This is a genomic window from Duganella vulcania, assembly GCF_009857655.1.
Taxonomy (GTDB): Bacteria; Pseudomonadota; Gammaproteobacteria; order Burkholderiales; family Burkholderiaceae_D; genus Rugamonas; species Rugamonas vulcania.
In genome coordinates this window covers 85,232-111,899 of sequence record NZ_WWCX01000007.1, presented here as the reverse complement: position 1 = coordinate 111,899, position 26,668 = coordinate 85,232, and the positions used below count along the sequence as shown (strand labels likewise).

25 protein-coding genes and 1 tRNA gene are annotated in these 26,668 nt (G+C 66.2%); 14 read left to right on the top strand and 12 right to left on the bottom strand.

All coding sequences use genetic code 11. The annotated features are described in order from the left end of the window. Positions 1 to 7: 7 nt before the first annotated feature. The gene (locus GTP90_RS07800) at positions 8 to 1,033 is read right to left on the bottom strand and encodes a carbonic anhydrase (RefSeq protein ID WP_161082962.1); all 1,026 of its coding nucleotides are present in this window, start codon (positions 1,031 to 1,033) and stop codon (positions 8 to 10) included. Between the two features lie 105 nt (positions 1,034 to 1,138). Further along, positions 1,139 to 1,783 carry a VTT domain-containing protein gene (locus GTP90_RS07795; RefSeq protein ID WP_161082961.1) on the bottom strand — a complete coding sequence of 215 codons (645 nt, stop codon included), beginning with the start codon at positions 1,781 to 1,783 and terminating at the stop codon, positions 1,139 to 1,141. Positions 1,784 to 1,919: 136 nt separating this feature from the next. Between GTP90_RS07795 and GTP90_RS07790 the strand changes: the two genes are divergently transcribed. From GTP90_RS07790 to miaA, 3 genes are read left to right on the top strand one after another with little or no spacing between them, the layout of a single operon-like run. Next, positions 1,920 to 2,843, top strand: a complete 924-nt coding sequence (locus tag GTP90_RS07790; protein ID WP_161082960.1) for a peptidylprolyl isomerase — start codon at positions 1,920 to 1,922, stop codon at positions 2,841 to 2,843. A gap of 53 nt (positions 2,844 to 2,896) precedes the next feature. Further along, positions 2,897 to 4,879, top strand: a complete 1,983-nt coding sequence (gene mutL / locus GTP90_RS07785; RefSeq protein ID WP_161082959.1) for a DNA mismatch repair endonuclease MutL — start codon at positions 2,897 to 2,899, stop codon at positions 4,877 to 4,879. A gap of 1 nt (position 4,880) precedes the next feature. After that, on the top strand, positions 4,881 to 5,837 hold the full coding sequence (gene miaA / locus GTP90_RS07780; protein WP_161082958.1) for a tRNA (adenosine(37)-N6)-dimethylallyltransferase MiaA: 957 nt from the start codon (positions 4,881 to 4,883) through the stop codon (positions 5,835 to 5,837). Here miaA and GTP90_RS07775 read toward each other — a convergent pair. Continuing rightward, positions 5,834 to 6,241: a VOC family protein gene (locus GTP90_RS07775; protein ID WP_161082957.1), complete on the bottom strand. Its 408-nt coding sequence runs from the start codon at positions 6,239 to 6,241 to the stop codon at positions 5,834 to 5,836. The genes miaA and GTP90_RS07775 overlap by 4 nt on opposite strands. Positions 6,242 to 6,388: 147 nt before the next feature. On the opposite strand from GTP90_RS07775, the gene GTP90_RS07770 reads away from it, so the two are divergent. Further along, a tRNA-Met gene (locus GTP90_RS07770) sits at positions 6,389 to 6,465 on the top strand. Positions 6,466 to 6,522: 57 nt separating this feature from the next. On the opposite strand, the gene sorB is transcribed toward GTP90_RS07770, so the two are convergent. The 3 genes from sorB to GTP90_RS07755 are packed head-to-tail and all read right to left on the bottom strand — an operon-like array spanning position 6,523 to position 9,064. Beyond that, on the bottom strand, positions 6,523 to 6,864 hold the full coding sequence (sorB, locus tag GTP90_RS07765; RefSeq protein WP_161082956.1) for a SorB family sulfite dehydrogenase c-type cytochrome subunit: 342 nt from the start codon (positions 6,862 to 6,864) through the stop codon (positions 6,523 to 6,525). Between the two features lie 10 nt (positions 6,865 to 6,874). Beyond that, positions 6,875 to 8,128: a SorA family sulfite dehydrogenase catalytic subunit gene (gene sorA, locus GTP90_RS07760; RefSeq protein WP_161082955.1), complete on the bottom strand. Its 1,254-nt coding sequence runs from the start codon at positions 8,126 to 8,128 to the stop codon at positions 6,875 to 6,877. A gap of 33 nt (positions 8,129 to 8,161) precedes the next feature. Then, positions 8,162 to 9,064 (bottom strand): LysR family transcriptional regulator, encoded by a 903-nt coding sequence (locus GTP90_RS07755; RefSeq protein ID WP_161082954.1) that lies wholly within the window; start codon positions 9,062 to 9,064, stop codon positions 8,162 to 8,164. A gap of 98 nt (positions 9,065 to 9,162) precedes the next feature. Here GTP90_RS07755 and GTP90_RS07750 point away from each other — a divergent pair, with 98 nt between their 5' ends. Then, positions 9,163 to 10,167 carry a YeiH family protein gene (locus GTP90_RS07750; RefSeq protein WP_161082953.1) on the top strand — a complete coding sequence of 335 codons (1,005 nt, stop codon included), beginning with the start codon at positions 9,163 to 9,165 and terminating at the stop codon, positions 10,165 to 10,167. Positions 10,168 to 10,180: 13 nt separating this feature from the next. Here the strand turns inward: GTP90_RS07750 and GTP90_RS07745 are convergent, their stop codons facing one another. Continuing rightward, positions 10,181 to 10,942: an AraC family transcriptional regulator gene (locus GTP90_RS07745; RefSeq protein WP_254451769.1), complete on the bottom strand. Its 762-nt coding sequence runs from the start codon at positions 10,940 to 10,942 to the stop codon at positions 10,181 to 10,183. Between the two features lie 123 nt (positions 10,943 to 11,065). On the opposite strand from GTP90_RS07745, the gene GTP90_RS07740 reads away from it, so the two are divergent. The 8 genes from GTP90_RS07740 (at position 11,066) to GTP90_RS07705 (ending at position 20,839) form a co-directional block, all read left to right on the top strand. Beyond that, entirely contained in the window at positions 11,066 to 11,998 is a 933-nt protein-coding gene (locus GTP90_RS07740; RefSeq protein ID WP_161082951.1) for a 4-hydroxyproline epimerase, read from the top strand. Further along, positions 11,995 to 13,101: an NAD(P)/FAD-dependent oxidoreductase gene (locus GTP90_RS07735; protein ID WP_371875031.1), complete on the top strand. Its 1,107-nt coding sequence runs from the start codon at positions 11,995 to 11,997 to the stop codon at positions 13,099 to 13,101. Before GTP90_RS07740 ends, GTP90_RS07735 begins: the two co-directional genes overlap by 4 nt. Beyond that, the gene (locus GTP90_RS07730) at positions 13,094 to 13,348 is read left to right on the top strand and encodes a 2Fe-2S iron-sulfur cluster-binding protein (protein ID WP_117011998.1); all 255 of its coding nucleotides are present in this window, start codon (positions 13,094 to 13,096) and stop codon (positions 13,346 to 13,348) included. Before GTP90_RS07735 ends, GTP90_RS07730 begins: the two co-directional genes overlap by 8 nt. Beyond that, on the top strand, positions 13,345 to 14,610 hold the full coding sequence (locus tag GTP90_RS07725) for an NAD(P)/FAD-dependent oxidoreductase (RefSeq protein ID WP_161082950.1): 1,266 nt from the start codon (positions 13,345 to 13,347) through the stop codon (positions 14,608 to 14,610). Before GTP90_RS07730 ends, GTP90_RS07725 begins: the two co-directional genes overlap by 4 nt. A 43-nt stretch (positions 14,611 to 14,653) precedes the next feature. Beyond that, positions 14,654 to 15,565, top strand: a complete 912-nt coding sequence (locus GTP90_RS07720) for a dihydrodipicolinate synthase family protein (RefSeq protein ID WP_161082949.1) — start codon at positions 14,654 to 14,656, stop codon at positions 15,563 to 15,565. Positions 15,566 to 15,655: 90 nt separating this feature from the next. Continuing rightward, positions 15,656 to 18,403 carry a DUF3857 domain-containing protein gene (locus GTP90_RS07715; protein ID WP_161082948.1) on the top strand — a complete coding sequence of 916 codons (2,748 nt, stop codon included), beginning with the start codon at positions 15,656 to 15,658 and terminating at the stop codon, positions 18,401 to 18,403. 13 nt (positions 18,404 to 18,416) lie between these two features. Further along, positions 18,417 to 19,631 carry a DUF2059 domain-containing protein gene (locus GTP90_RS07710; RefSeq protein ID WP_161082947.1) on the top strand — a complete coding sequence of 405 codons (1,215 nt, stop codon included), beginning with the start codon at positions 18,417 to 18,419 and terminating at the stop codon, positions 19,629 to 19,631. Beyond that, entirely contained in the window at positions 19,628 to 20,839 is a 1,212-nt protein-coding gene (locus GTP90_RS07705) for a hypothetical protein (protein WP_161082946.1), read from the top strand. Before GTP90_RS07710 ends, GTP90_RS07705 begins: the two co-directional genes overlap by 4 nt. Position 20,840: 1 nt before the next feature. Here the strand turns inward: GTP90_RS07705 and GTP90_RS07700 are convergent, their stop codons facing one another. The 5 genes from GTP90_RS07700 to GTP90_RS07680 form a co-directional block, all read right to left on the bottom strand. Next, positions 20,841 to 21,833 (bottom strand): LacI family DNA-binding transcriptional regulator, encoded by a 993-nt coding sequence (locus GTP90_RS07700; protein WP_161082945.1) that lies wholly within the window; start codon positions 21,831 to 21,833, stop codon positions 20,841 to 20,843. Between the two features lie 89 nt (positions 21,834 to 21,922). After that, positions 21,923 to 23,317: an MFS transporter gene (locus GTP90_RS07695; RefSeq protein WP_161082944.1), complete on the bottom strand. Its 1,395-nt coding sequence runs from the start codon at positions 23,315 to 23,317 to the stop codon at positions 21,923 to 21,925. Positions 23,318 to 23,508: 191 nt separating this feature from the next. Beyond that, entirely contained in the window at positions 23,509 to 24,801 is a 1,293-nt protein-coding gene (locus tag GTP90_RS07690) for an MFS transporter (RefSeq protein ID WP_161082943.1), read from the bottom strand. An 80-nt stretch (positions 24,802 to 24,881) separates the two neighbouring features. Beyond that, on the bottom strand, positions 24,882 to 25,202 hold the full coding sequence (locus GTP90_RS07685) for a thioredoxin family protein (protein WP_161082942.1): 321 nt from the start codon (positions 25,200 to 25,202) through the stop codon (positions 24,882 to 24,884). Between the two features lie 4 nt (positions 25,203 to 25,206). After that, positions 25,207 to 26,073, bottom strand: a complete 867-nt coding sequence (locus GTP90_RS07680) for a ChaN family lipoprotein (RefSeq protein WP_161082941.1) — start codon at positions 26,071 to 26,073, stop codon at positions 25,207 to 25,209. A gap of 241 nt (positions 26,074 to 26,314) precedes the next feature. Between GTP90_RS07680 and GTP90_RS07675 the strand changes: the two genes are divergently transcribed. After that, positions 26,315 to 26,668 carry a PEP-CTERM sorting domain-containing protein gene (locus GTP90_RS07675; RefSeq protein WP_161082940.1) on the top strand — a complete coding sequence of 118 codons (354 nt, stop codon included), beginning with the start codon at positions 26,315 to 26,317 and terminating at the stop codon, positions 26,666 to 26,668.

Below are 26,668 nucleotides of genomic sequence, written 5' to 3'. Positions count from 1 at the left end.
TTCGAGTTTAGTTCGACTCTTTGACGATGCGGCCGGAGCCCGGCTGGATAGGCCGCGCGTTCAACGGATAGAGACGGCTGAACAGCGCCATCTGCGCCGGCGACGCCTGCACCGGCTCCTTCATCACCAGCCACAGCACGCCCTCGCTGCAGGGCGGCGTAGTCAGCGACCCCATAAACGTGAAGTAGTCGCGGCGCGCCGGGATCAGGTCCAGCGGATCGAGCACGGTCGATGGCGCCATCGTTTCCAGCTTCTCCAGCGGCAGGTTGTTCCACACCGTCTGGATCACCGGCTGCGGCTTGCCGCGTTCCAGCAGCAGCGCCAGCACGGCCAATTTGCCCTCGCCATCCTTGTGCACCAGGTGCACCACCATCTCATAACCCTTGCCGTTGATGCGCTCCTCCGACGGCCGGTGGAAGTGGAACTGGATCAGCTCATACATGCGGTTGTTCACCGTGATGAAATTCCCGCCGCCGACCATGACCTGCACCGTATGGCCGTTGTCGGTCACGTTGAACGAAGAGGGATGGTAGTCGAAGGTGATCTGCTCCAGCTCCACCTTCATGCCGTCGCGGATATCGATCGGCGACTGGCGGTTGCCGGTGCTGCACTTGGACCATTCAGGATTGATCTTGCCCCAGTTGGCCGGGCCGTCCTCGCCCTCGTAGGACCAGTGGTTGCTGTACACCTTGGGCACGACCGGCGCGGCGGCGGCGGCTTTCTTGGCCCTGGCAGCGGCGGCGACGCGCGCCTGCTGGTTGGCGCGCATGATGGCCAGGCGCGCGGCGATCTTGGCCGACAGGTCGGATTCCGCCTCGGCTTCGCGCTCACGCTCGGTGAGCTTGCGCGGCGCGGAGGACGCGCCGGAAGCGGAAGCACTGGAAGAACCGGGATTGCTCGGACGGATGGACGCGATCGAGCCCGTGCTGCCACCCACCGAGGATTTCGTCGAGGGCGAAATCAGCGGATCGTTTGCGGCGCTGGCGGTCGCGAGGACGCAGCAGCAGGCAATCAGGGTGAGCAAAGTACGCATGTGTATCCAGAAAGAAAAGAATTACATACTGGTATACGGATGCATTTGGGCAAAACTTGAGCGGCGCCGGCCTTTCTAAAGGAATTTATTTATGAAACATCGGGCTCAGCGGCCCAGCATGCGGCGCGACAGCTTCCACATGCCGCCCAGCGCCATCGGCACCACAGCGACGCCGACGCCGAACAGCACGATCTCGGTCAGGTGCTCGCGGACGATGGCGATATTGCCGAAGAAGTAACCGGCCGTGGTCAGCAGCGCCACCCACAGCACGGCGCCGGTGACGTTGTACATCTGGAAGCGGGCATGGGTCATGTCCGACACGCCGGCCACGAACGGCGCGAAGGTGCGCACCACCGGCACGAAGCGCGCCAGCACGATGGTCTTGCCGCCGTGTTTTTCGAAGAACTCGTGGGTGCGGCGCAGCGCATCCTTGTTGAGCCATCGGTAATCATGGGTGAATACGCGCTGCCCGATGGCCTCGCCTATCCAGTAATTGAGCGTGTTGCCGGAGACCGCCGCGGTAATCAGCAGCAGCATCAGCAGGAACAGATTCATTTCGCCCAGCGCGCACAGGGCGCCGGCGATGAACAGCAGCGTGTCGCCTGGGAAGAAGAACAGGACCACCAGCCCGGTTTCGCAAAAGATGATCGCGAACAGCACGGCGTAGACCAAGGTTCCGTATTGCTGAATCAATACTTCCAGTGTCTTGTCGACATGAAGGATCATGTCAAAAAATTGCATAAAATCCATATTCTTCCCATAAAGTCTGCGCCGGAATCATACACCACCCGTGCCCCTTCGGCGGAAGTTTCCAGACTCGGCCAAGCAGTTTACAATCGTCCGACCGCCCGCAGCAAGCGGACGCGACCAACCTAGGAGATATTGGATGTCCCAGACCCACCCGTTCCGCGCCCTTCCCCTCTCCGTCCTGGCGATCAGCCTGGCCTCCCTTGCGCACGCCGCCGACCTGCCGGCCAAGCCCAGCGTGGCCGACCTCGTCAAGCGGTCCAAGCCGTCCGACTGGCGGCCGCTGGACCCGAACAACACCCTGTACATGGAGCTGCCCACCGGCCGCGTGGTGATCGAGCTGGCGCCGGAGTTCGCGCCGCAGAACATCGCCAATATCAAGACCATGGTCAAGGAACAGTATTTCGACGGGCTGGCGATCCTGCGCTCGCAGGACAACTACGTGGCGCAATGGGGCGATCCGAACGCCGAGACCACGCCGAAATCGCTGGGATCGGCCAAGTCCAAGGTGGCGGGCGAGTTCACGGTGCCGATGGCGAACGACAAGCACTTCGTGCGCCAGCCGGACCTGGACGGCTACGCGCCGCAGATCGGCCATTCAAACGGATTCCCGGTCGGGCGCGATCCCAAGGCCAGGACCACCTGGCTGGCGCACTGCTACGGCACGGTGGGCGTGGGCCGCGACAACGCGACCGACAGCGGCAACGGCGCCGAGCTGTATGCCATCACCGGCCACGCGCCGCGCCACCTGGACCGCAATATCACGGCGGTGGGCCGGGTGGTGTCGGGCATGCCGCTGCTGTCCGTCCTGCCGCGCGGCAGCGAGAACATGGGCTTCTACGGCGCCAAGGATACCCGCCTGCCGATCAAATCGGTGCGGCTGGAGGCGGACGTGCCGGAGGCCGAACGCAGCCACCTGGAGGTGATGCGCAGCGACGCGCCTATCTACAAGGACGTGGTGGACGCGGCACGCAACCGTGGCGGCCCATGGAACAAGTTCACGCCGCACTACGTTGAGCTGTGCAACGCGCCGATGCCGGTGCGCGAGCATCCAAAGGACTAATCCCGGCGGCGAAGGGGAGAGGGCGGGGCGCGGCGAGCAGTTATAATCTCGTGATGAACGCGCCCGACACCTCTCCCCGCACGCCCCGCCCTATCCAGGCCCTGCCTGACCAGCTGATTTCGCAGATCGCCGCCGGCGAGGTGGTCGAACGGCCGTCCGCCGTGGTCAAGGAGCTGCTGGAGAACGCGCTGGACGCGGGCGCCACGCAGATCACCGTGCGGCTGGAGGAAGGCGGCGTCAAACGCATCGCCATCACCGACAACGGCCGTGGCATCCCGCCCGAGCAGATGCCGCTCGCGCTGGCGCGCCACGCCACCTCCAAGATCGCCTCGCTGGACGACCTGGAAAACGTCGGCACGCTGGGCTTCCGCGGCGAGGCACTGGCCTCGATCGCCTCGGTGGCCGCCGTCACCCTGACCTCGCGCACCGCCGATGCCGCCCACGCGTGGGAAATCGTCGGCTCGCACAACGGCACGGTGGCGCCGTCGTCCGGCGCCCAAGGCACGACGGTCGACGTGCAGGACCTGTACTTCAATACGCCGGCGCGCCGCAAGTTCCTCAAATCCGAGCAGACAGAGTTCGGCCACTGCGCCGAAGTCGTGCGCCGCATCGCGCTGGCGCGGCCGGACGTGTCGTTCTCGCTGAGCCACAACGGCCGCACCATCGACCACTGGAACGTCAGCGAGATGGCCAAGCGCAGTGCGCATATTCTCGGCGAGGGCTTCGCCGAGGCGCGCCTGCCGATCGACGAAAGCGCCGGGCCGCTGCGCCTGCACGGCTACACCGGCCTGCCCACCGCCTCCAAGGCGCGCGCCGACGGCCAGTTCTTCTACGTGAACGGCCGCTTCGTGCGCGACAAGGTGCTGGTGCATGCCGTCAAGGCGGCCTACCAGGACGTGCTGCACGGCGACCGCTTCCCTTCCTACGTGCTGGCGCTCGATCTCGATCCGGCGCTGGTGGATGTCAACGTCCACCCGTCCAAGATCGAAGTGCGCTTCCGCGACAGCCGTGCGGTGCACCAGTTCGTGTTCCACGCGGTGCAGCGCGCGCTGGCGCAGACCTCGGCCACGTCGCACGGCAGTGTGCCGTCGCCGCTGCCGGCGGCCGAAAGCCTGGGCAGCTCCACCTGGCGCGGCGAGCAGGCTTCGTTCGGACCACTGCTGGCGCCTGACTATGCACCAACGTTCTCGCCGTCGCCGTTTGGCTCGCGCGATGGTGGCGCGAGCGGCGCAGGCTCCGGCTTCGGCACAGGCAGTGCCGGCGCGGGCTTCGGCGCGCAACGCTTCGGCGGCAGCGAAGGCGGCGTCGCCCAGAGCACGGAAAAATACGGCGCCCTGTTCGGCGGCTCCGGTCCCGTCACCGGCTACCGCGCCGAATCGGACATGGCGCTGCCGCAGGCCAGCCCGTTCACCGTCTCCGCTGCGGCGATGGCGCAGGAAGAATTCCCGCTCGGCTTCGCGCTGGCGCAGCTGCACGGCATCTACATCCTGGCGCAGAACGCCAAGGGCCTGGTGCTGGTCGACATGCACGCCGCGCACGAACGCATCCTGTACGAACAACTGAAGAACGCCCTGGACAGCCGCGTCGCCGGCGAGGAAATGCAGGTGCAGCCGCTGCTGATCCCCATCACCTTCTACGCCGACACGGTGGAAGTGGCCACCGCCTCCGAACACCAGGAGACCTTGCAGGCACTGGGCTTCGACATCTCCACGCTGTCGCCGACCACGCTGGCGGTGCGCTCCGTGCCGGTGCTGCTCAAGAACGCCGACGCCCAGACGCTGGCGCGCGACGTGCTGCGCGATGTGCGCGAATTCGGCGGCTCGCGGGTGCTGATCGAGCGCCAGAACGAGCTGCTGGGCACACTGGCCTGCCACACGGCGGTGCGCGCCAACCGCATCCTGTCGACGCAGGAGATGAACGCCCTGCTGCGCCAGATGGAAACCACCGAACGCGCCGACCAGTGCAACCACGGCCGCCCGACCTGGGTGCAGGTGGAAATCGGCGCGCTCGACAAGCTGTTCCTGCGCGGGCAATAAGATGAGCGCTCTCGTTTCAAAACCGCTGGCGGTCGCCATCATGGGTCCGACGGCGTCGGGCAAGACCGCGTCCGCGCTGGCGATCGCGCAGCGCATCCCGTCGGAGATCATCTCGGTCGATTCCGCGCTGGTGTACCGCGGCATGGACATCGGCACCGCCAAGCCCACACGCGAGGAACGCGCCGCCGCGCCGCATCACCTGATCGACATCATCGATCCGCTGGATTCGTATTCGGTGGCCCAGTTCCGCAACGATACGCTGCGGCTGGTTGACGAGATCGTCGCGCGCGGCAAACTGCCGCTGCTGGTGGGCGGCACCATGTTGTACTTCAAGGGGCTGGCCGATGGCCTGGACGACCTGCCCGGCGCCGATCCGGCCCTGCGCGCCGAACTGGAAGACGAAGCGGCCCGCGTCGGCTGGCCGGCCATGCACGCCAAGCTGGCGTTACTCGATCCCGAAACCGCCGCCCGCCTGGCGCCGGCGGACGCGCAGCGCATCCAGCGCGCGCTGGAAATCTGCACCCTGAGCGGCAAGCCGATGTCCGAACTGCTGGCGTTGAAGGAAAAGACCGAGCTGCCGTTCGAGTTGCTGTCGTTCGCGCTGGAGCCGTCGGACCGCGCCGTGCTGCACGAGCGCATCGCGCGCCGCTTCGACATCATGCTGGAAGAAGGCCCGGACGGTAACCTGATCACCGAAGTGGAAGTGCTGCGCCGCCGTGGCGACCTGCATCCCGGCCTGCCGTCGATGCGCTGCGTGGGCTACCGGCAGGCGTGGGAGTACCTGGACGGCACCATCGACTACAAGACCATGCGCGAAACCGGCATCATCGCCACGCGCCAATTGGCCAAGCGCCAGCTGACGTGGCTGCGCTCCATGCCGGAACGCGTGACGCTCGACTGCCTGGGTCCCGATCCGGCCAGCGCGATGCTGGCGCAGATCGCCGAGAAGCTGGGTTAGGCCTTCGGCGGCGGCGCCGAATCCATATAAATGATTTCCCACAAATGGCCGTCCAGGTCCTGGTAGCCGTGGCCGTACATAAAGCCATGGTCCTGCGGCTCCTTGTAGGCGCTGCCGCCGGCCTCGATGGCCTTGTTGACCATGGACGTGACCTGCTCGCGTGATTCCACTTGCAGGCAAACCAGCACCTCGGTCGACGCGCGCGCATCGCAGATCGGCTTGGGCGTGAAGCTCTTGAAGCGCTCCTCCACCAGCAGCATGACAAAAATATTCTCCGCCACGATCATGCAGGTGGCGCCCTCGTCCGTGTACTGCGGGTTGAAGGTATAGCCCAGATGCGTAAAGAACCTGACCGACGCGGCCAGGTCGCGCACGGGCAGGTTCACAAAGATATTGGTCGCCATATTGTCTCCGTTAAAAAAATGCTCACATCAACCGAAACAGCATACCAATTTGACTATCTTTTGGCGACGCGATTCAGAATTTTTCAAAAATTTTCGGAACCATCGTTGACAGCTTAGGCTCCAACCCCCATAATGCTGGGCGTTGCAGGTGATATAGCTCAGTTGGTTAGAGCACAGCATTCATAATGCTGGGGTCGATGGTTCAAGTCCATCTATCACCACCAAGAATTTCGAAGGGCGATAACTCGATGAGTTATCGCCCTTTTTGCTTGTGCGCCGCCTTATTTCGTCGTGGCGGCTGGCCGCGCAACTGGCGCCTGTTCGGCGCCGTAGGTCTTGACCAGGTAGTCGACCATGTCGGGAATATCGGCCTCCGCGAATGGCGCGCCGAACGGCTTCTTCATCTTCTTCACCGTGGCCTCCCAATACGCGCGCGGCGATGCCGGTGGCTGCGATTGAATGTAGTGCACCGAGTGGCACAGCATGCAGTTGTTCTGCACCAGCGCATAACCCGGCAGCGTGCTGGGTTTGAACAGCGCGGTTTCAGGCGGCAGGTTGATGTCGAGCGCGAAGGCGGGGGCGGCGGCCAGCAGGCCGGCGGCAAGCAGGGAACGGATCATCATGGGGCTCTCCTTAAACGGCGACGATGCGCGTCGATTCGACCACATTGCGCATGTAGCCGGGCGGGTTCCACAAGGCGCTGGCGGGCTGGCCCTGGCCGATGCGGTTGACCGCGCGCACCAGCAGCTCGTGGCTGCCCTTCTGCCTGGGCGTGAACGCCGCGCTCCATTCGCGGAACGAGTATTTGCCGAGGTCCTTGCCCAGTTGCGCGGCCTGCCAGGTCTTGCCGCCGTCCGCCGAGAAAGCCACCTCGTTGACGCCATAGCCACCGTCGAACGCGATGCCGCGCACCACCGTCTGCTGTCCGGTCTTGACGTGCGCACCGCTGGCCAGGCTGGTGATGAAGGAGCGCACGTTCATGCGGGCGATCGGCACGGTCTTGGTTGGCGCCTTGCCTGGCTCGGTGCAGGCGCACTGGTTGTCCGGGATGCGGTAGGCGGTGCTCATCCAGAAACCGTCGAACACCTTGTCGGTCACGGTGATGTCGGACAGGTGCTTGATCCAATAGGTGCCGTAGTAGCCGGGCACGATCAGGCGCAGCGGATAGCCGTTCAACATCGGCAGGTCGGCGCCGTTCATCTGCCAGGCCAGCATCACTTCGCCGTCCAGCGCGTGGTCGAGATTGAGGGCCTTGACGAAATCCGGGCCGTCGCCGAGCGGCGGCGTGTCCAGGCCATTGAAGGCCACCTGCACCGAACCGGCTTTCACGCCGGCCTTCTCCAGTACCTTGCGCAGCGGGACGCCGGTCCAGCGGGCGTTGCCCATGGCGCCGTTCGACAGCTGGCCGCCATTGGCGCGCGGCTCGAAATGGCCACGGCTGTTGCCCGAGCATTGGACCACGGCCACCAACTCGGTCGCATCGGCCATCTGGCGCAGGTCGGACAGGGACAACTCCAGCGGCGTGTTGACGTTGCCGCCCACGCGCAGGCGGTACGCTTGCGGATCGATGGAGGTCGGGATGCCGCTCCAGTGGTAGCGCACGAAGAAGGCATCGTTGGGCGTGATCGCCGATTCATTGAAGACGCTGAACGGCGTTTCCAGTTGCGGCGGACGGGCGGTGAGCAGGATCAGCGGCCGCTTCTGCGGATAGGCGACCAGTTCGCGCTCGCCGTTTTCGAACGGCAGCGTGACGCGGCCCGCCTCCGCCGCGAGGGCATCCAGCGCCGGGCTGCCGAAAGCGGCGGCCGCGCCTAGCGTGCCGGCCTGCCGCAAAAAGGAACGGCGCCGCAGCGCCTCCGTCGTCAATACCAACGCTTTAGTCGCCATGCCGGTCTCCGAATTGTTGTGATGATAACGGCGTCAATATTGCCACAAATCGGCGCGCATCTCCCGAATCAGTTGTTCCAGCGCCATCGACGCCTTGCTCTTGTAACGCTCCCGATGGCGCAGCATCAGGAAGTCGCGCCCCGCCATCTTGAAGTTCGCCTTGGCCAGCAAGCCCGCCTTCAAATGCGAGGCCACCACCAGCTCCGACACGACGGTGGCGAACGGCCCCGCCATCACGGCCGAGCGCACCGCCTCGTTCGACGGCAGCGATAGCGCGACCTGCAGTGCGTCCACCGGGATGCCGCGCGCCGCCAGCGCCGCCTCGAACGCGGAGCGGGTGCCAGAGCCTTCCTCGCGCAGTATCCACTGGGCCGCCAACAGCTGCGCCGGCCGCAGCGCCTTGCCGGCCGCCCAGGGATGATCCGGCGCGACCACCGCCACCATGCGGTCCTGCGCCACCGGCTCGGCCAGCAGCGCCGGCTCGTCGATCGCGCCTTCCACGAATCCGAGGTCGGCGACGCCCTGCACCACGGCCTGCGCCACGTTGTGGGTGTTATCCACCGCGACGTCGAGCGTGATCGACGGCCAGGCCTGGCGGAAGCGAACCAGGAACTGCGGCAGCCAGTAGCTGGCGATGGTCTGGCTGGCCTGTATGGTCAGCGTGCCGCGCTTCATGCCGCCCAATTCGGCCAGCGTCAGTTCGGCGGCGCGGGCGCTGGCCAGCGTGCGGCGTGCCTCGACCAGGAAGATGCGCCCCGCCTCGCTGGTCTCGATGCGCCGCCCGACGCGGTTGAACAGCGGCGTGCCGTAGCGCTCCTCCAGCACCTTGATGGAAGCGCTGACGGCCGACGGCGTGAGCGCCAGCGCGCTGGCCGCCTGCGTCAGGTGCTGGCGCTCTGCGACTTCCACGAAGATGCGTAATTGTTCCAGTGTCATTGTTCGATTTGATTGAATGAATCGTCATAAATTGTAAGATGGACGCAACGATCTGTCGACTTGATAATTCCGCTTATCGAACCATCAAGGATGACGCAATGAACAAAACCATGACAGACGCCCTGCCCGGCCTGGCGCTTTGCTGCGTGGTCACCGCCTCCGCCTACGCGCTGGAAGCCGTGGAGAGCGCGGTGCTGGGCCGCGCATGGCTGGAGAGCCTGGTGCTGGCCATTTTGCTGGGCACCGCCATCCGCACGCTGCTGCCTCTTGAGCAGCGCTTCGAGGCCGGCATCCAGGTCGGCGCCAAGCTGCTGCTGGAGATAGCCGTGGTTCTGCTGGGCGCATCGGTCAGCGCGCGCTCGCTGCTGGAGAACGGCATCGGCTTGATCGGCGGGATCGCCGCCGTGGTGGCGATCGCGATCGCGCTCAGTTTCGCCATCGGCCGCGCCTTCGGGCTGCCGCGCAAGATGGCCATCCTGATCGCCTGCGGGAACTCGATCTGCGGCAATTCGGCCATCGCCGCCGTCGCGCCGGTGATCGATGCCGACGGCCAGGACGTCGCCGCCGCCATCGCCTTCACCGCCGTGCTGGGCGTGGTTGTGGTGCTGGTGCTGCCGTTGATGGCGTCGCTGCTGTCGTTCTCGCCGGTGCAGTTCGGCGTGTTCGCCGGGCTGACCGTGTACGCGGTGCCGCAGGTGCTGGCCGCCACCGGCTCGGTCGCCGTCAGCAGCGTACATGTCGGCACGCTGGTCAAGCTGGTGCGGGTGCTGATGCTTGGTCCGGTGGTGCTGGTGCTGTCGCTGTTCGCGCCGCGTGAAGGCGGATCGCGGCCCGCGCTGTCGCATCTGGTGCCGTGGTTTATCGCCGGCTTCCTGCTGTTGCTGGCCTTGCGCTCCTTCGGCGCGATTCCGGCGGCCGCGCTGGCGCCGGCGCATGCGGCGGCCAACTTCTTCACCATCATGTCGATGGCCGCGCTGGGGCTGGGGGTGGACGCACGCGCCGTTCTGCGCGCCGGTGGCCGGGTCGCGGCGGTGGTGGTGCTGTCGCTACTGTGCCTCGCCGCCGTCAGCTTCATGCTGATCAAACTGCTGGGTATCGCCTGAGGCCCGCCGCCGCTTAACCGCCCTTGCCCGCCACCGCCTGCCGGTACTGCGTCGGGGTGACGCCGGTGGTGGCCTTGAACTGGCGGGTGAAGGCGGAGTGGTCGCCGTAGCCGCAGGCCTGGGCGATTTCGGCCACGCTGGCCGTCCCCTTCAACAATCGCGACGCCGCTTCGACCCGGGTCTGGATGATCATCTGGCGCGGCGTCAGGTGGAAGATGCGCAGGAAGTAGCGCTCGATCTGCGCCACCGACATGTGCGCCGTGCGCGCCAGTTCGGCCAGCTGCAAGGCCTGGCCGTATTCCTGGTGGATCAGGTTCACCGCCGCCGCCACCTTGCGGTATGCGGGATTCTTCTTGTCGGCCATCGCCAGGTCGCGCGAGACGCCGGTCAGGCCGACGATGCGGCCATCGGCGTCGCGCAACGCGGTCTTGCGCGTCAGGCACCAGCCGGGATCGCGGTTGGGATAGAGGTGCAGTTCCAGCTGGTCTTCGATATCGTTACCGCCGGCCAGCACCGCCATGTCCTGCGCCAGGTAGGTCTGCCCGAACGGACGGGCGAACACCTCGGCCGGCGTGCGCCCGATCAGCGCCGATTTATGCCGCTGGCCGCAACGCTGGACCAGCGTCTGGTTGACCACCACGTAGCGGCACTCCACGTCCTTGACGAAGAACACCACGTCCGGCAGCGCGTCGAACAGCGCTTCGGAAAAGAAGGGATCGGCGATGCCCGCGCCCAGGGCGCGGCGGGCGTCGTCGTGAGGGAGTTCTGTATGCATGAAGGCGATTGTGCCAGCGGCGCGCGGCGGCGTCTCCTGTTTTATCGTCATTGTGCAGATTTCGTCATCGATCATGCGCAGGAGATGCAAGACAGCAAGCCCCGGGAAGCCTAAGATTTGAGCATGAAAAACATCTCCATCATCGACTCCCACACCGGCGGCGAACCGACCCGCCTGGTCATAGACGGCGGCCCGGAACTGGGCCAAGGCCCGCTCAGCGAGCGGCTCGCACTGCTGAAACGCGAACATGACCGCTTCCGCTCCGCCGTGGTCTGCGAGCCGCGCGGCTCGGACGTGCTGGTCGGCGCGCTGCTGTGCGAGCCGCACGCCCCCGATTGTGCGGCAGGCGTCATCTTCTTCAACAACGTCGGCTACCTCGGCATGTGCGGCCACGGCACCATCGGCCTGGTCGCGTCGCTGGCCTACATGGGCCGCATCGGCGCCGGCCGCCACCGCATCGATACACCGGTGGGCGTGGTGGAGGCCGAGCTGCACGCGGATGGCAGCGTCACCGTGGACAACGTGGCCTCCTACCGCAGCCAGACGCAGGTCACCGTCGAGGTGCCCGGCCACGGCCCGGTCACCGGCGATGTCGCCTGGGGCGGCAACTGGTTCTTCCTGGTTTCCGGTCACGGTCTGGAACTGGGCGTTGGCAACGTCGAGGCGCTGACCGCCTACAGCGTGGCCGTGGGCGCGGCGCTGGAACGGGCCGGCATCACCGGCGACGGCGGCGCGCTGATCGACCATATCGAATTGTTCGCGCCTTCGCGCACCGGCGCCGACAGCCAGAGCTTCGTGCTCTGCCCCGGCAAGGCCTACGACCGTTCGCCCTGCGGCACCGGCACCAGCGCCAAGCTGGCCTGCCTGGCCGCCGACGGCAAGCTGGCCGAGGGCGCGCTGTGGAAGCAGGAGAGCGTGATCGGCAGCGTGTTCGAAGCCGCGTACCGCTATCGCGGCGAGCAGCTGATCCCCAGCATCCGCGGCCGCGCATGGGTCAATTCGCAGGCGCAGCTGATCCTCGATCCGACCGATCCTTTCGTCTGGGGCATACGGTGATTGAGAACGACGTGATCGTCATCGGCGCCGGCATCGTCGGCGCTGCCTGTGCGGATGCGCTCAGCCAGCGCGGCCTGCGGGTGATGGTGATCGAACAGGACATGCCCGGCGGCGGCGCCACCGCGGCCGGCATGGGCCACCTGGTGGTCATGGACGACAACCCGGCGGAGCTGGCGCTGTCGGCGTATTCGGTCTCGCTGTGGAATGCGCTGGTGGGCGACCTGCCCCAGCGCCATGAGTACAGCCGTTGCGGCACCATCTGGGTGGCCGCCGACGAAGAGGAAATGGACGCGGCGCGCGCCAAGGCCGACACCCTGAGCGCCTACGGCCTGCCCTGCGAAATGCTGTCGCCCGCCGCGCTGTATGCGCGCGAACCGCAACTGCGCACCGGCCTGGCCGGCGGCCTGCTGGTGCCCGGCGATGGCCTGGTCTATCCGCCCAAGAGCGCGCGCATCCTGCTGGACCGCGCGATGCACCGCGGCGCCACCACGCTGCGCGGCAGCGTCGCCGCCATCGAAGACAACGGCGTGCTGCTGGCCGACGGCACGCGCCACCAGGCGTCGCAAGTGGTGCTGGCCGCCGGCTCGCGTTCGGCCGCGCTGCTGCCGGAACTGCCGGTGCAGCCGAAGAAGGGACATATCGCCATCACCGACCGCTATCCCGGTTTTGTCCACCACCAGCTGGTGGAACTGGGATACATCAAAAGCGCCCACGCCGCCAGCGGCGACTCGGTCGCGTTCAATTTGCAGCCCCGTCCTACCGGACAAGTATTGATCGGCTCCTCCCGCCAGTTCGACACGATCGACCTGGCGGTGGAGCCGGCCATGCTGCAACGCATGCTGCGTCATGCCGCCACGTTCACGCCAGCCCTGGCGCAACTGAACGTGCTGCGCTGCTGGACCGGCCTGCGCGCCGCCACGCCGGACGGCATGCCGCTGATCGGCCCCCACGCCGCGCGGCGCGGACTGTGGCTGGCGACCGGCCATGAAGGCCTGGGCATCACCACCTCGCTGGCGACGGCGCAACTGCTGGCGGCGCAAATGACCGGCGACAGCACGCGCATTCCCTACACTCCTTACCTGCCGGGGCGCTTCAATGACTGACGTGGTCCTCAACATCAACGGCCATGACATCCACGTGGCACAAGGCGTCAGCGTGGCCGCGGCGATCGCCATGGCCGGCAGCGCCGTCACCCGGCGCTCGGTGCGCGGCGCGGCGCGCGCGCCCTTGTGCGGCATGGGCGTCTGCCAGGAATGCCGCGTCACCATCGACGGCCGCATGCACCAGCTGTCATGCCAGACTTTGTGCGCCGACGGCATGCGCGTGATCACCGGCGAGTCCCGGCCATGAGCCGCTACGACATCCTGGTGATCGGCGCGGGACCGGCCGGACTGGCGGCCGCGCATGCCGCCGCCGCGCAAGGCGCGCAGGTCGGCCTGGTTGACGACAATCCGCTGGCCGGTGGCCAGATCTGGCGCGGCGGCCCGGAGCAGCAGCAGGACCCGCGCGCGCCAAGATTGTGGAGCGACCTGCGCGCCGCCCCGAACGTCGCCTACCTGCCGCAGACGCGGGTGCTGTACGCGCCGGAGCCGGGACAGCTGCAAGTGCAGACGCCAACGTCGTCGGCCACGCTGCACTACGAGAAACTGATATTGGCCACCGGCGCGCGCGAGCGGCTGCTGCCCTTCCCCGGCTGGACGCTGCCCGGCGTGACCGGCGCCGGCGGCCTGCAAGCCCTGGCCAAGGGCGGCTATCCGCTGCTGGGCAAGCGCGTGGTGGTGGCGGGCAGCGGCCCGCTACTGCTGGCGGTGGCCGCGACGCTGTCCGCCAAAGGCGCGGAAATCGCCGCCATCATCGAGCAGGCGTCCTGGCCGGCATTGGCGCGCTTCGGATTCGGCCTGCTGGCGACGCCGTCCAAGATCACGCAGGCGCTGCAACTGACGGCGCAACTGAGCGGCATCCCCCACCTGCGCGACAGCTACGTGCATTCGGCGCATGGCGACGGCACGCTGCAATCGATCCTGATACAGCGCGGCGGCGCGCGCGAGCTGGAAGCGCTGCAATGCGACTACCTGGCCTGCGGCTACGGCCTGCTGCCCAACGTCGAACTGGCGCTGGCACTGGGCTGCGCCACGACATCGAAGAACGGACAAACGGCCGTGCAGGTGGACGACGCGCAGCTGACCTCCGTGCCCGGCGTCTACTGCGCCGGCGAAGGCACGGGCGTCGGCGGCGTCGACCTGGCGCTGGCGGAGGGCCGCATCGCCGGCCTGGCGGCCAGCGGCAAGCCGGCTGCCGCGCAAGAGCTGTACGCCGAACGCGCACGCTGGAAAAAATTCGCGTCAAGGCTGGAGCACGCCTTCGCGCTGCGGCCGGAGTTATTGACGCTGGCCGGCGACGACACCATCGTCTGCCGCTGCGAAGACGTCTGCCACAACGAGCTGCGCACGCACACCAGCTGGCGCAGCGCCAAGCTGCAAACCCGCTGCGGCATGGGGCCGTGCCAGGGACGCATCTGCGGCGGCGCCACCGAACTGCTGTACGGCTGGCGGCCGGACGCGGTGCGGATGCCGATTTCACCGGCCCGCATCGCCAGCATCATCGACGATTGATCCAAACGATTCACCACAACCGATTCATCACAAGGAGAACAGCATGGCAGCAGCAAAATGGGAAGGGGTCTTCCCCGCAGTAACCACCAAGTTCAAGGAGAACGAGGATCTCGACCACGCCGAAATGGAGAAGCACTTCTCCTTCCAGATCGACAGCGGCGTGCACGCGCTGTTGACCTGCGGCTCGCTGGGTGAAGCCAGCACGCTGTCGTTCGACGAGAAGCTGGCCGTCACCAAGACCGCGCTGAACGTCGCCGCCGGCCGGGTGCCGGTGCTGGTCAACGTCAGCGAGACGCGCACCGCCACCGCCTGCCGCTTCGCCGAGAAGGCGCACGAGATGGGCGTGCAGGGCCTGATGGTGATGCCGTCGGTGCTGTACGCGGCCGACTCGCGCGAGGCGATGGACAACCTGCGCGTGATCGCCAAGGCTGCCCAGCTGCCGATCATGGTCTACAACAATCCAGTGTCGTACAAGGTGGACCTGACGCCTGAGGACTTCAAGGAACTGGCCGATTGCGAATGGATCGTCGCGATCAAGGAATCGACCGACAACGTGCGCCGCATCACCGACCTGCGCAACGCCGTCGGCAACCGCTACCAGCTGTTCATGGGCGTGGACGACCTGTCGTTCGAAGGCCTGGCGGTGGGCGCAGACGGCCTGCTGGCCGGCCTGGTGGTGGCCTTCCCGAAAGAGACCGTGGCGCTGTACAAGCTGATGAAAGCCAAGCGTTGGGATGAAGCGCTCAAGCTGTACCAGTGGTTCATGCCGCTGATGCACCTGGACGTCTCGACCAAGCTGGTACAGAACCTGAAGCTGGTGGAGACGCTGGCCGGCGTCGGCAACGAGTACGTGCGCCGTCCACGCCAGCCGCTGCAAGGCGCCGACCGCGCCCGCGTCACGGCCGTGGTCCAGGCGGCGCTGGCCAACCGTCCGGACGTCAGCACCCTGTTCTAACACCAGCCGGGGGTTCCCCGCCCCCAATCGCGGAGGTTAGTCATTTTATAAGGTAAAATTGCCCTATTGAAACTAACCTCCGCCGCAACAATGCGTTTTCGTCTATTTTTGGCCTGCTGCCTGTCGGCTTTGATACTGGCCGCGCCCGCGTCGGCGCAACAGGCCGCAGCGGCCTCCACCCGCAGCGTGCAAGTGGCGGAAAACGCCTTCACCCGTGGCGACGCGGTGCCGGCATGGGTCGACCGGGTGCGGGATATCCCCGCCGCCGCCAAGGCCGGCCCTTTGTCGATACGCCTGGCGGACGTGCAGTTCCATGTCGCCGACCAGCCCACCGTCTACGCGCACCGGGCGCTGACCGCGAATGAAGCGTCCAGCCTTTCTGCGCTAGGTCAATACGAAATCAGCTTCCAGCCGGACTACCAGCGCGTGCAGCTCCACAGCCTGCGCATCCTGCGCGGCGGCCAGGTGATCGACCAGCTGAAGACCGCCGACATCCGCTTCCTGCAGCGCGAGACCAGTCTCGATCAGGGCCTGTACTCGGGCACCATCACGGCGGCCATCGTCACCGAGGACGTGCGCGTCGGCGATACGCTGGAACTGGCCTACTCCGTGATCGGCCAGAATCCCGTCTTCGGCGGAAAATTCTTCGAGGCCGCCTCCTGGGACAGCGCCGCCCCCGTCGGCCTGCGCCGCATCTCCATCGACATGCCGGAACAGCGCACCATCCACCACCGCACCATCGGCCAGGGCGCCGCCCTCAAGCCGGTCGAGATCCTCCGCGACGGCCGCCGCATCCTGCGTTTTGAAACGCGCGACATGCCGGCCCTGCTGGGCGAACCCTATGTGCCGTCCGACGTGCAGGTTTATCGCTGGATCCAGTTCTCGGAATTCAACCGCTGGAGCGACGTCAATCAATGGGCGCTGCACCTGTTCGACGCGCCGTCCGGCGGCGCCGCCGTCGCCGAGGCGCTGAAGGCCGCGCGCAAGGCCGCCACGCCGCAGGAGAAGGTGGCCAAGGTGCTGGAATTCGTGCAGAACGATATCCGCTACCTGTCGCTGTCGCTGGGCGAGAACTCGCACCGGCCCTATCCGCCGGCGCAGGTGCTGCAGCGCCGCTACGGCGACTGCAAGGACAAGACCCTGCTGATGGTCAGCATGCTGCGCGAGCTGGGCGTCGACGCCCAGCCGGTGCTGGTGTCGACCTACTTCAAAAAGGGCCTGGACCAGATGCTGCCCAGTCCCACGCTGTTCGACCACGCCATCGTCCGCGCCCGCGTGCAGGGCCAGACCTATTACTTCGATCCGACCCGCCTCGGGCAATACGGCCTGCTCGACCGCATGGGCCAAGTCCACAGCGGCGCGCAGGTGCTGGCGGTCGCGCCGGACACCAGCGCGCTGGAGAGCATCCCGGTGCCGGCCGATCCGGCGCTGTACACCGACCTGCGCACCGAACAGGTGGCGGTGACGGCGCTGGACCAGCCGGTCGAACTGAAGGCCCACATCGAATTCGCCGGCGCGCAGGCGGAAGGCATGCGCGTCCAGCTGGCCAGCATGAGCGCCCAGCAGATCGCCAAGGCCTATGAGGCCTACATGGGCCGGCGCTACGCCGATTTCAGCATGCTGGCCGCGCCCCAGGTCAGCGACGACCGGGTGAACAACCGGTTGGCGGTGGACGTGCGCTATCGCATCAACAAGTTCTTCGAGAAGGATGAACAGGGCTGGCTGATGCGCTACAAGGCCAGCAACATGGTCGAGCAATTCTACGTGCCGGATGTGGCCAAGCGCGAACTGCCGCTGTCGGTGCCGACCTATCCGGCGGTCCACAACTACGACTTCACGGTGACGCTGCCCGAACAATTCGACGCCCACTACAACCCGTCGCAGAGCGCCGTCAACAACGGCGCCTTCACGCTGAACGAGGTGCTGTCGTTCAGCGGCCGCGTGGCCCAGGCCAGGCTGCGCCTGAACATCAACGCCGACCGCGTGGCGCCGCAGGACACGGTGGCCTTTGTCGATGCCGCCCGCAAGATGGGCGACAAATTGCAGGGCAGCCTGTATATACGGTCCAACACCATCAAGGCGGCGGCCGCGCCGAACTTCAAGGAGCAGGTGCAAACCCGCATCGACGCCACGCTCAAGGCCACCAACCGCGTGCTGGCCGATGCCGCGCTGACCGGCCAGGATGCCGGCGGCGCCTGGTGCGAACGGGCCCGCGCGCGCGCCTGGCTGGGCCAGTACGCCGACGCGCTCAAGGACGCCGCCAGGGCGGTGCAGCAGAACGACAGCCAGGAAAACCTGCTGTGCCGCGGCGAGGTCAATTTCGCGGCGGGGAACTTCAAGGACAGCAGCGCCGACTTCGCGCGCGCGATCGCGCTTGGCGCGGGCGACACCTCCACCTGGCTGCGCAAGGGCTGGGCCGATCTTTACCTCGGCAACAAGCGCGACGCGCTGAGCGACCTGTCACGCGCCGGCAAGGCCGCCGACAATCCGCTGCTGCAGGTGCGCTCGCAGATCTGGCAAGCGATGCTTGGCGCGCCGTCCGACAAGGCCGCCCAAGCCGGCGGCGAACAGGCGCAGGACGAGGCCTGGCTGTCGGCCGCGCTGGAGATGTTCCAGTCGCGCCAGGCGCCGGACCAGATGCTGCGCCTGGCCAGCCGCGAAGGCGCCAACGGGCTGGAACTGCGCCTGGTGGAAGCCTATTTCTACGCCGGAAAATCGTATCTGCTGGCGCAGGACAAGCTGCGCGCCCGCGTCTACTTCCAGCGCGCCGTCGACAAGGGTGCGCTGCAGAGCGCCTATCACCAACTGGCCCGCCTTGAACTGGCGCGCCTGCAATAGACTCCGCCTCCCTATGAAATCCTTCCCCTCCCTGCTCCTGTGCTGCATGCTGGCCGTCTCCATCAACCTGCCGCAGGCCGCGCACGCGGCTGCCGCCGGCGCGGCGGCCGCAGTGCGCTTCGCTGGCCCGGCCAGCCCCGAGCAACTGGCCGCCGCATCCCGGCTGCTTCAGGCTATGGAAATGCCCAGACTGATACGCGTCTCGCTGGGGCGCGCACCGAAAGTGGACCAGGAAACCTATGAGGTCAACCAGCATATCAGCCAGCACGCCAGCGATGCCGAGATCTGCGCCACGCTGGCTCCCATCTATGCGAAGTACCTGTCCGCGGACGAAGCGGATCGCCTGGCGATACACTACCGCACCAGCGTTGGCCGCCGCCAGGTGACCGCCATGCTGGCCAGGGAGGGCGTCGTCAACGGCGAGCGGAATCCCTACTTCACGGACAGCGAGGCGCGCGAGGTGCGCGCGATCGAAGCGCTGCCGGCCTATAAGGTATTCGCGGCGGCGCAACCGCAGATTTTCGAGGCCAACCGCGCCGCGCTGCATGCGTGGCGCGGCCGCTACTACGCCGGCTACCAGAAGCAGGTCATGGCCAACCTGGCCGAGATCAGGACCGCCAACGCGAATTACAAGCCTGGCGACCCGGGAGGGAAATTCATCCTGCGGCGCACCGGACTGGCGACCCTGGACAAGTACGCGGGCATCATCGCCGACTACAACATCGAAGCGATCAACACCAGCCGCGCCATGGCCAATGACCTGGACCGCTACGGCGTCGACCACCTGCTGATGAAGGAGCGGCTGGTGACGGCGGAAGGCCTCGGCCGCGCGCGCGATATCCTGGCCAAGTGCGAGGAGCGCATGGAGCGCTATCTGCACGACCGCGACCTGCAACAAGCCGCCTTCCGCGAGCGTGTCGCCGCCAGCCTGCCGGACAAGCACGCGATGGCGGCGTTCGAACCCAATCTGGTGCGCGAATACGACCAGCTGGTGCGCCTGGGCGAAAACCAGCGGGCCCTGGTCGACGTCTACAAGCGCGTGCTCGATTTCGCCAGCTCGCGCCTGGGCGCGATACAGATCCAGGACAATCGCCTGATGTTTAACGACGAAGCCGATCTGCAGGTGTTCAACGCGCTGGTCGCGCAGGTCACCAAGTTGGGCGAGGAGGAAAGCGCCCTGCGCGGCGAGGGCGGGCAGCGCAAGGAAGCGGAAGGAGCCGGAAAATGAACAGTGCCCGCACCGTGATCCTCTGCGCCCTGCTGGCGCTCGCCGTCCCAGGCCACGCGGCGACGCCGGTCCCGCCGGCCGCTGCTGTCAAGGGGCTGCCCGATGAAGCCACGCAGGCGGCCACCGAAGATCTTCTGGAAGCGCTGCAGCTGCCGGTCCTGGTGCGCCATGAAATGCGCCAGCTGCCCGGCGTGACGGCGGAACAGCAGGACGTGCTGCAGCACATGAGCAACCACGTCGCCGACGCCAGCATCATCAGCACGCTGGCGCAGGTGTATGGCGCCTACCTGACCAGGGCGGATGCCAGGCGGCTGGCTGTCCACTACCGCAGCGCGACGGGCCGCAAGCGCGTCGCGGCGATGCTGGCGCAGGCAGGTGCCGCCGGCGGTGAGGCGTATCCGGTCTATTCCGACGCCGAACGCCAGGAAATCAAACGGATAGAGTCGCTGCCTGGGGCGCGCGCCTTGCAGGCCAACGGCGCTGAGATCAAGGACCGGCAGCGCTACGCCATCCTGAACTTGAGCACGATCTACAAAACGGCTTTGCTGCGCCAGTCACGCTACGACATGGAGAAACAGTTACGGGTCCTCCTCGACGCCAGGCGCGAAGATCCCTTGCCCAGCATGTCGCTCACGCCGACGGGACTGACTTCGCTGGACAACAAGGCCGCGCTGGCCATCGACAACAATCGTCGAACTGCGCTCATGGACGCGGCATTTAAAGCAGACATGGCTGCGTATGACATCGAGCACGTGCTGGAGAACGAACGCATGGTCAGCAAGGAAGGCATCGCGCGCTCCAAAAATTCGCTGGCCCTGGCGGAGGCGCGCATCGAGCGCCATCTGCACGATCAGCAGGAAAACCTGCGGAGCTACTGGGAACAGCTCAGGACCGCCATTGCCGATCCTTCCGCGGACGAATACATGGAGCCCATGATCGCCCAGGTCCTCACGCTGCTGGTGCGCTCGGCCGAGACCGAGCGGGCGACGTTCGACACGCTCAACCGCATCCTGAATTTTTATGAGTCGCGGCTCGGCAACGTGACGCTGGAGGACGGGCAGCTGGTCTTCAAGAATGAAAGCGACCGCCAGCTGCTGCTTGCGCTGGACAAGCAACTGGACCAGTCGGCGGTTGAAGCAAAGGAGCTGGCCAACGACGCCCGCAAAATGATCGAGGACGCGCTCGAACTCAAACCCAGGGGCCGGTAGGCTAGGCCCGCGCCTGAGTCGAGGCGCGCAGGATCAGCTGCGGCTCGATCATCGTGGCGGCGGGGGCGGACTTGCCGTCGATGGCGGCGATCAGTTTCTCCATCGCGGCCACGCCCATGCGCTCGCTCTGCAGGTCCACCGTGGTCAGCGCCGGCGAGGTGTACTGGCCGTATTCGATGTTGTCGAAGGCCGCCACCGAGATATGCTCCGGCAGCTTGAAGCCCAAGGCCTGCGCCGCTTTCATGAAGCCCAGCGCCATCAGGTCGTTGTAGCAGATCAGCGCATCCGGGTGCTCGCCGCCCAGCAGGATGGACGAGCATACGCGCTCGCCCTCGGCCGCCGTCGGCGCGCCGCCTTCATACACCGTCAGTTCCATGTCGTGCGCGGCCAGGCAGGCGCGCACGCCGGCCAGCCGCTCCTCGTCGCGCCGTGATCGCGGGAAGCGCAGGTAGCCGATCCGCTTGTGCCCCTGCGAGACCAGGTGCCGCGCCAGCATGTAGGCGCCGCGGTGGTCGTCGCTGATCACCCACGGAATCTGCAACCGCGACAACCGGCCGAAATACACCAGCGGTTTGCCCAGCTCCATCACCCAGTCCATCTCCGATTCCAGCATGCGCGAGAACATGATGATGCCGTCCACGCGGCGGCTCAACGCTTCCAGCAGCGGGCGTTCGCGGTCGGGGTTTTCTTCGGTGTCGACCAGCAGCAGCGTGTAGCCGTGCGCCAGCGCCACGCGGTTGGCGCCCTTGACGATGCTGGTGAAGTGGGGATTGGCGACATCCAGCACCGACAGGCCGATGCTCTTGGTGCGGCCGGTGATCATCGATGCCGCCAGCGGGTTGGAACGGTAGCCCAGCTTGGCGATGACTTCCTTGATGGTTGCCTCCACCGCCGGCGAGAAGCGCTGCGCGCCGTTGACGAACTTGGAGACGGTGGCGGTGGAGACGCCCGCCGCAGCCGCCACGTCACGGATGGTTGCTACGTTTTTTTTCATGTTCTGACTATCGGAGATGCCTGGCTGCCCGTACCGCGGCAGCGCCAAAGGACAATCTTAGCATGTCGGCATCTCCCCTCCGGGGCCGATCAGAGGTCGGTAATCTCCTTGTGGCGCGGGACCAACGCCTTCATCACGCTCCACGCGACCAGGTAGGCCAAGGCGCAGATGCCGAACATGATCATGTAGCCGGTGCGGATGTCGTTGACCGATTTGTAGTAGTCGAACACCCAGCCACCCAGCTTGGTCAGCAGCACGCCGCCGATGCCGCCGGCCATGCCGCCGATGCCGATCACCGAGGCCACCGACTTTTGCGGGAACATGTCGGAGACGGTGGTGAAGATGTTGGCCGACCACGCCTGGTGCGCCGAGGCGCCGACGCCGATCAGCAGCACCGGCACCCAGAAGCTGATCGCGCCCAGCGGCTGCGCCAGCAGCACCACCAGCGGGAAGAAGGCGATCACCAGCATGGCTTTCATGCGGCCGTCGTACGGCGCGTGCCCGCGCGCCATGAAGTAGCTGGGGAACCAGCCGCCGCCGATCGAGCCGACCATCGTCATGCTGTACAGGACCGCCAGCGGCACGACGATGGCGTCGCCCTTCATGCCGTACTGCGCGGATAGATAGGTCGGCAGCCAGAACAGGAAGAACCACCACACGCCGTCGGTCATGAATTTGCCGAAGGCGAAGGCCCAGGTCTGGCGGTACTTCAGCAGCTGCAGCCACGAGACCTTGCCGCCGGCCTGCGCCTGCGGCTGCGGCTGTTGCGCCGGCTGGTCGCTGCGGATGTAGGCCAGCTCCTGCGCCGACAGGCGCTTCTGGCGGTCCGGCTTGTCGTACAGCGTGATCCACACGCTCATCCAGATGAAGCCCAGCATGCCGATCATGATGAAGGCGGCCTGCCAGCCCCAGATGCCGGCGATCAGCGGCACGCAGATCGGTGCCAGGATGGCGCCGACGTTGGCGCCGGAGTTGAAGATGCCGGTGGCGAAGGAGCGTTCCTTCTTCGGGAAGTATTCGGCGGTGGCCTTGATCGCGGCCGGGAAGTTGCCGGCCTCGCCGATGGCCAGCACGGCGCGCGAGATCATGAAGCCCAGGATGGACGGCGCGGCGACGATGCCGAAGGCGCCCAGCAGCACGCCGGCGCCCTCGCCCATCGGCACCGAGAAGGCGTGCATCAGCGCACCCAGCGACCACACGGTGATGGCCACCACGTAGGCGGCCTTGGTGCCGATCTTGTCGACCACGCGGCCGGCAAACAGCATCGAGATGGCGTACACGAACTGGAAGGCGGCGGCGATGTTGGCGTAGTCGGTATTGCTCCAGCCGAATTCCCTGGACAGGTCGGGCGCCAGCAGGCTCAGCACCTGCCGGTCCAGGTAGTTGACGGTGGTGGCAAAAAACAACAAGGCGCAGATGGTCCACCGGTATTTACCGACGGTTGCTCCCACCGCTTGCGCGTTCACAGGCTCGCTCAGGTTCATGGCATCACTCTATTCTGGTTTTTGGGTGATGATCTCTCGGTCTCCACGAGATCATTCTAGTCGTAAGTCATCGTACAACTATAAAACGCGATAGGCAAGCGGAAAGATGCGGATATTCAAGGGATTACGCCGCCATGGCCACCCCGTGCAAGGGCTGCCATGGCGTCGTTGTATGATGACATTTATGGCAATTAAGCAGGCTTGGCAGCAGAGCCGGCCCTGGCCAGCAGCAGCGCGACCAGGCTGATCACCGCGGCGGTGGACAGGTAGTAGCCGACGTATTGCAGGCCGTAGTTGGTGGCCAGCCAGGTGGCCGCGTACGGCGCCAGCGAGGCGCCCAGGATGCCGGCCAGGTTGAACGTCAGCGAGGCGCCGGTGTAGCGCACCTCGGCCGGGAACAGCTCGGACAGGATGGTGCCCAGCGGGCCGTAGGTCATGCCCATCAGGCCCAGGCCCAGCGACAGGAAGACGGTCACCTGCAGGCTGCTGCCGGAACCGAACATCGGCGCCATCGCCAGCCCGAACACGGCGATCGCGGCCGAGACCCAGATCAGCGTGGCGCGGCGGCCGTAGCGGTCGGCCCACAGCGCGGCCACGGGAATGGTCAGGCCGAAGAAGATCACGGCGAACAGCTGCTGGATCAGGAAGTCCTTGCGGCTGAACTTGAGCGCGGTGGTGCCCCAGCTCAGCGCGAACACGGTCATCAGGTAGAACAGCACGAAGGTGGCCAGCGCGATCAGCGTGCCCAGCACCAGCACGCGGCGGTGGTCGCGCCACACCGTCACCACCGGCACTTTCACGCGCTCGTTCTTGTCCAGCACCTTCTGGAAGTCCGGCGTCTCATGGATCTTCAGGCGGATGTACAGGCCGACGATCACCAGCAGCGAGCTCGACAGGAATGGGATGCGCCAGCCGTAGCTGAAGAACTCGGCGTCGCTCAGCGTCTGGCTCAGCAGCAGGAAGATGCCGCCCGACAGGAAGAAGCCGATCGGCGCGCCCAGCTGCGGGAACATGCCGTACCAGGCGCGCTTGCCCGGCGGCGCGTTCTCGGTGGCCAGCAGCACCGCGCCGCCCCACTCGCCACCCAGGCCCAGGCCCTGGCCGAAGCGGCACAGCGCCAGCAGCGCCGGCGCCAGCGTGCCGATCGAGGCGTAGGTCGGCAGCGCGCCGATCACCACCGTCGAGATACCCATGGTCAGCAGCGCCGCCACCAGCGTGGCCTTGCGGCCGATGCGGTCGCCGAAGTGGCCGAACACGGCCGAACCCACCGGGCGCGCGAAGAAGGCGATGGCGAACGTGGCCAGCGATTGCAGCGTGGCGGCGGCCGGGTCGCTGGCCGGGAAGAACAGCTTGGGGAACACCAGCACCGCCGCCGTGGCGTAGATGTAGAAATCGAAGAATTCGATGGTGGTGCCGATCAGGCTGGCAAACAGCACGGTGGCCGGGGAATTGGCCTTGGGCGATCCGGGGTGAGACTGACTCATGCTTGACGCTCCTGCGGGTGGATGGTGCGGCCCATCATACACACCGGCCTCGCCCGCTGCCAAGCAGTTAAGCTTGTTACCTAGGTATCGATTTGCGTAAAGGCAACGCTGATCGGTTCGGCCTGCAGCGGCCGCACCAGGCGCGCCACCTCCTGGCCGTCGCGCAGGAAGATCAGGGTCGGCCACAGCTTGACGCGGTAGGAACGGCCCAGCGCGCGGCCGGGGCCGTCCTCGACCTTGTAGTGGCGCACGCCGTCGTGGCCGGCGAAGGCCTGCGCCAGCGGCGCCTGCGCGGCCATGCAGTGGCCGCACCAGTTGGCGCCGAACTCCAGCAGCGTGGCGCCGGCCAAGGCGTCGATGGCGGCGCGGTCCGGCGCGGCCGGGGTGTAGATTTTTTCCATGGTGTCAGGATAGGGGTTTGGCTTTAAGTTGGGCGCACGGGTCGGGACGCGGCTGCGGCGCCACCGTGTAGACCGCGTCGTAGCGGCCGGCGCCGGCGGCGTCTTCCAGGTAGCCTTCGCTGCGCACCGTCAGCGCCGGCGCCAGCGCGTTGAGCCAGCGCGCCACGCCGATGTCCTTGCGCACGTGGCCGTTGCCGGCGATCAGCACCACGTCGCGCGGCTGCTGGTCGCGCACGATCTTGGCCATCCAGATGTCGCGCGACACCTGGGCGTTGATCATGCCGTCGACCATCATCTCGGGCAGCATGTTGCAGTGGCCGGCCAGTATCTCCTTGTGCTGGCCGGCGCGCACGTCGGCCGGCAGCGGCTGGTCCAGGTGGTAGTCGCGCACGCTTTGCGGGTCGAAGGTGGCGGCGATGCCGTCGCGCACCACGCGCGAGGCGTCGGCGCGCGACAGGTTGCCGGCCACCAGCGGCAGCTGGTAGGTCAGCGCCAGCTGGATCACGGGATAGTAGAGCTGCCAGTCCCAGCGGACGCCGCCCACCACGCGGATCACGCATTGCGCGTCCAGGCAGCCTTTCTGGGCCTTGCTCAGCACGTCCTGGTTTTCGCGGTCGAACTGCTCCATGACAATGGCCGGGCGCCAGCCCGCCTCCACCCGCTGGCGCAGCAGCTCGTAGCGCAGCTTGTGGCCGGCGGCGTTGTCATGCACCTCGCCCAGCAGCAATACTTGCGGGTTGGGACCGGCCGGCGCCGGCGCAGCGGCGGGCTGGCCGCCGCTGGCACAGCCGGCCAGCAAGGCAAGCGCGGCCACGGCGAAAGTCAATCCCGGTGAGCCGCCATATGTGGAAATCGTCTGTGTCTGGGCCATATTCAATTGAATTATTTGTTGCGAAGTGGAGATCGTGTACGCCACAGGCTGCACCGCAGGCAGCGTTGTTGCGTTGCACGAATAGATTGCTCAAAGAAAAATAGAGATGGCAATATATTACTAAATATGATCTAATGTGAACCTGTAGAGCACGGTTGGACTAGCGTCCGCTGTTAATTTAATGTTTATGCTTTAATGTAGCCTTAACGTCCTGCGTATGCAGCATAGTCAGGAGAATGTCGTGAAGAAGTTAACTTTAATAACAACATTATTGCTAGCCCTGGGTACCATCGGCACCGCACAGTCCGCCCCGGACAACCTGGAAAAAAGCAAAGTTGCAACCGCAGCAATTGTACTGGCCCATTGCGACACCCACAGCGCCACGCCGTGCGGCATCAACGATACGGCCCCCGCGCAAAAGACCGCCACGGATCGCGATCCGGAGGCGTTGGCGTCGAACGACCCTAACACCAAAGCCATCGATCCGGTGGCCGAAGTGCCGGAACCGCAAACCTTTGTCATGCTGATGCTGGGCCTGGTCGTGCTGGGCTTCGCTTCGCGCCGCAACGAAGCGTCGGAAACCTTCACCGACTGA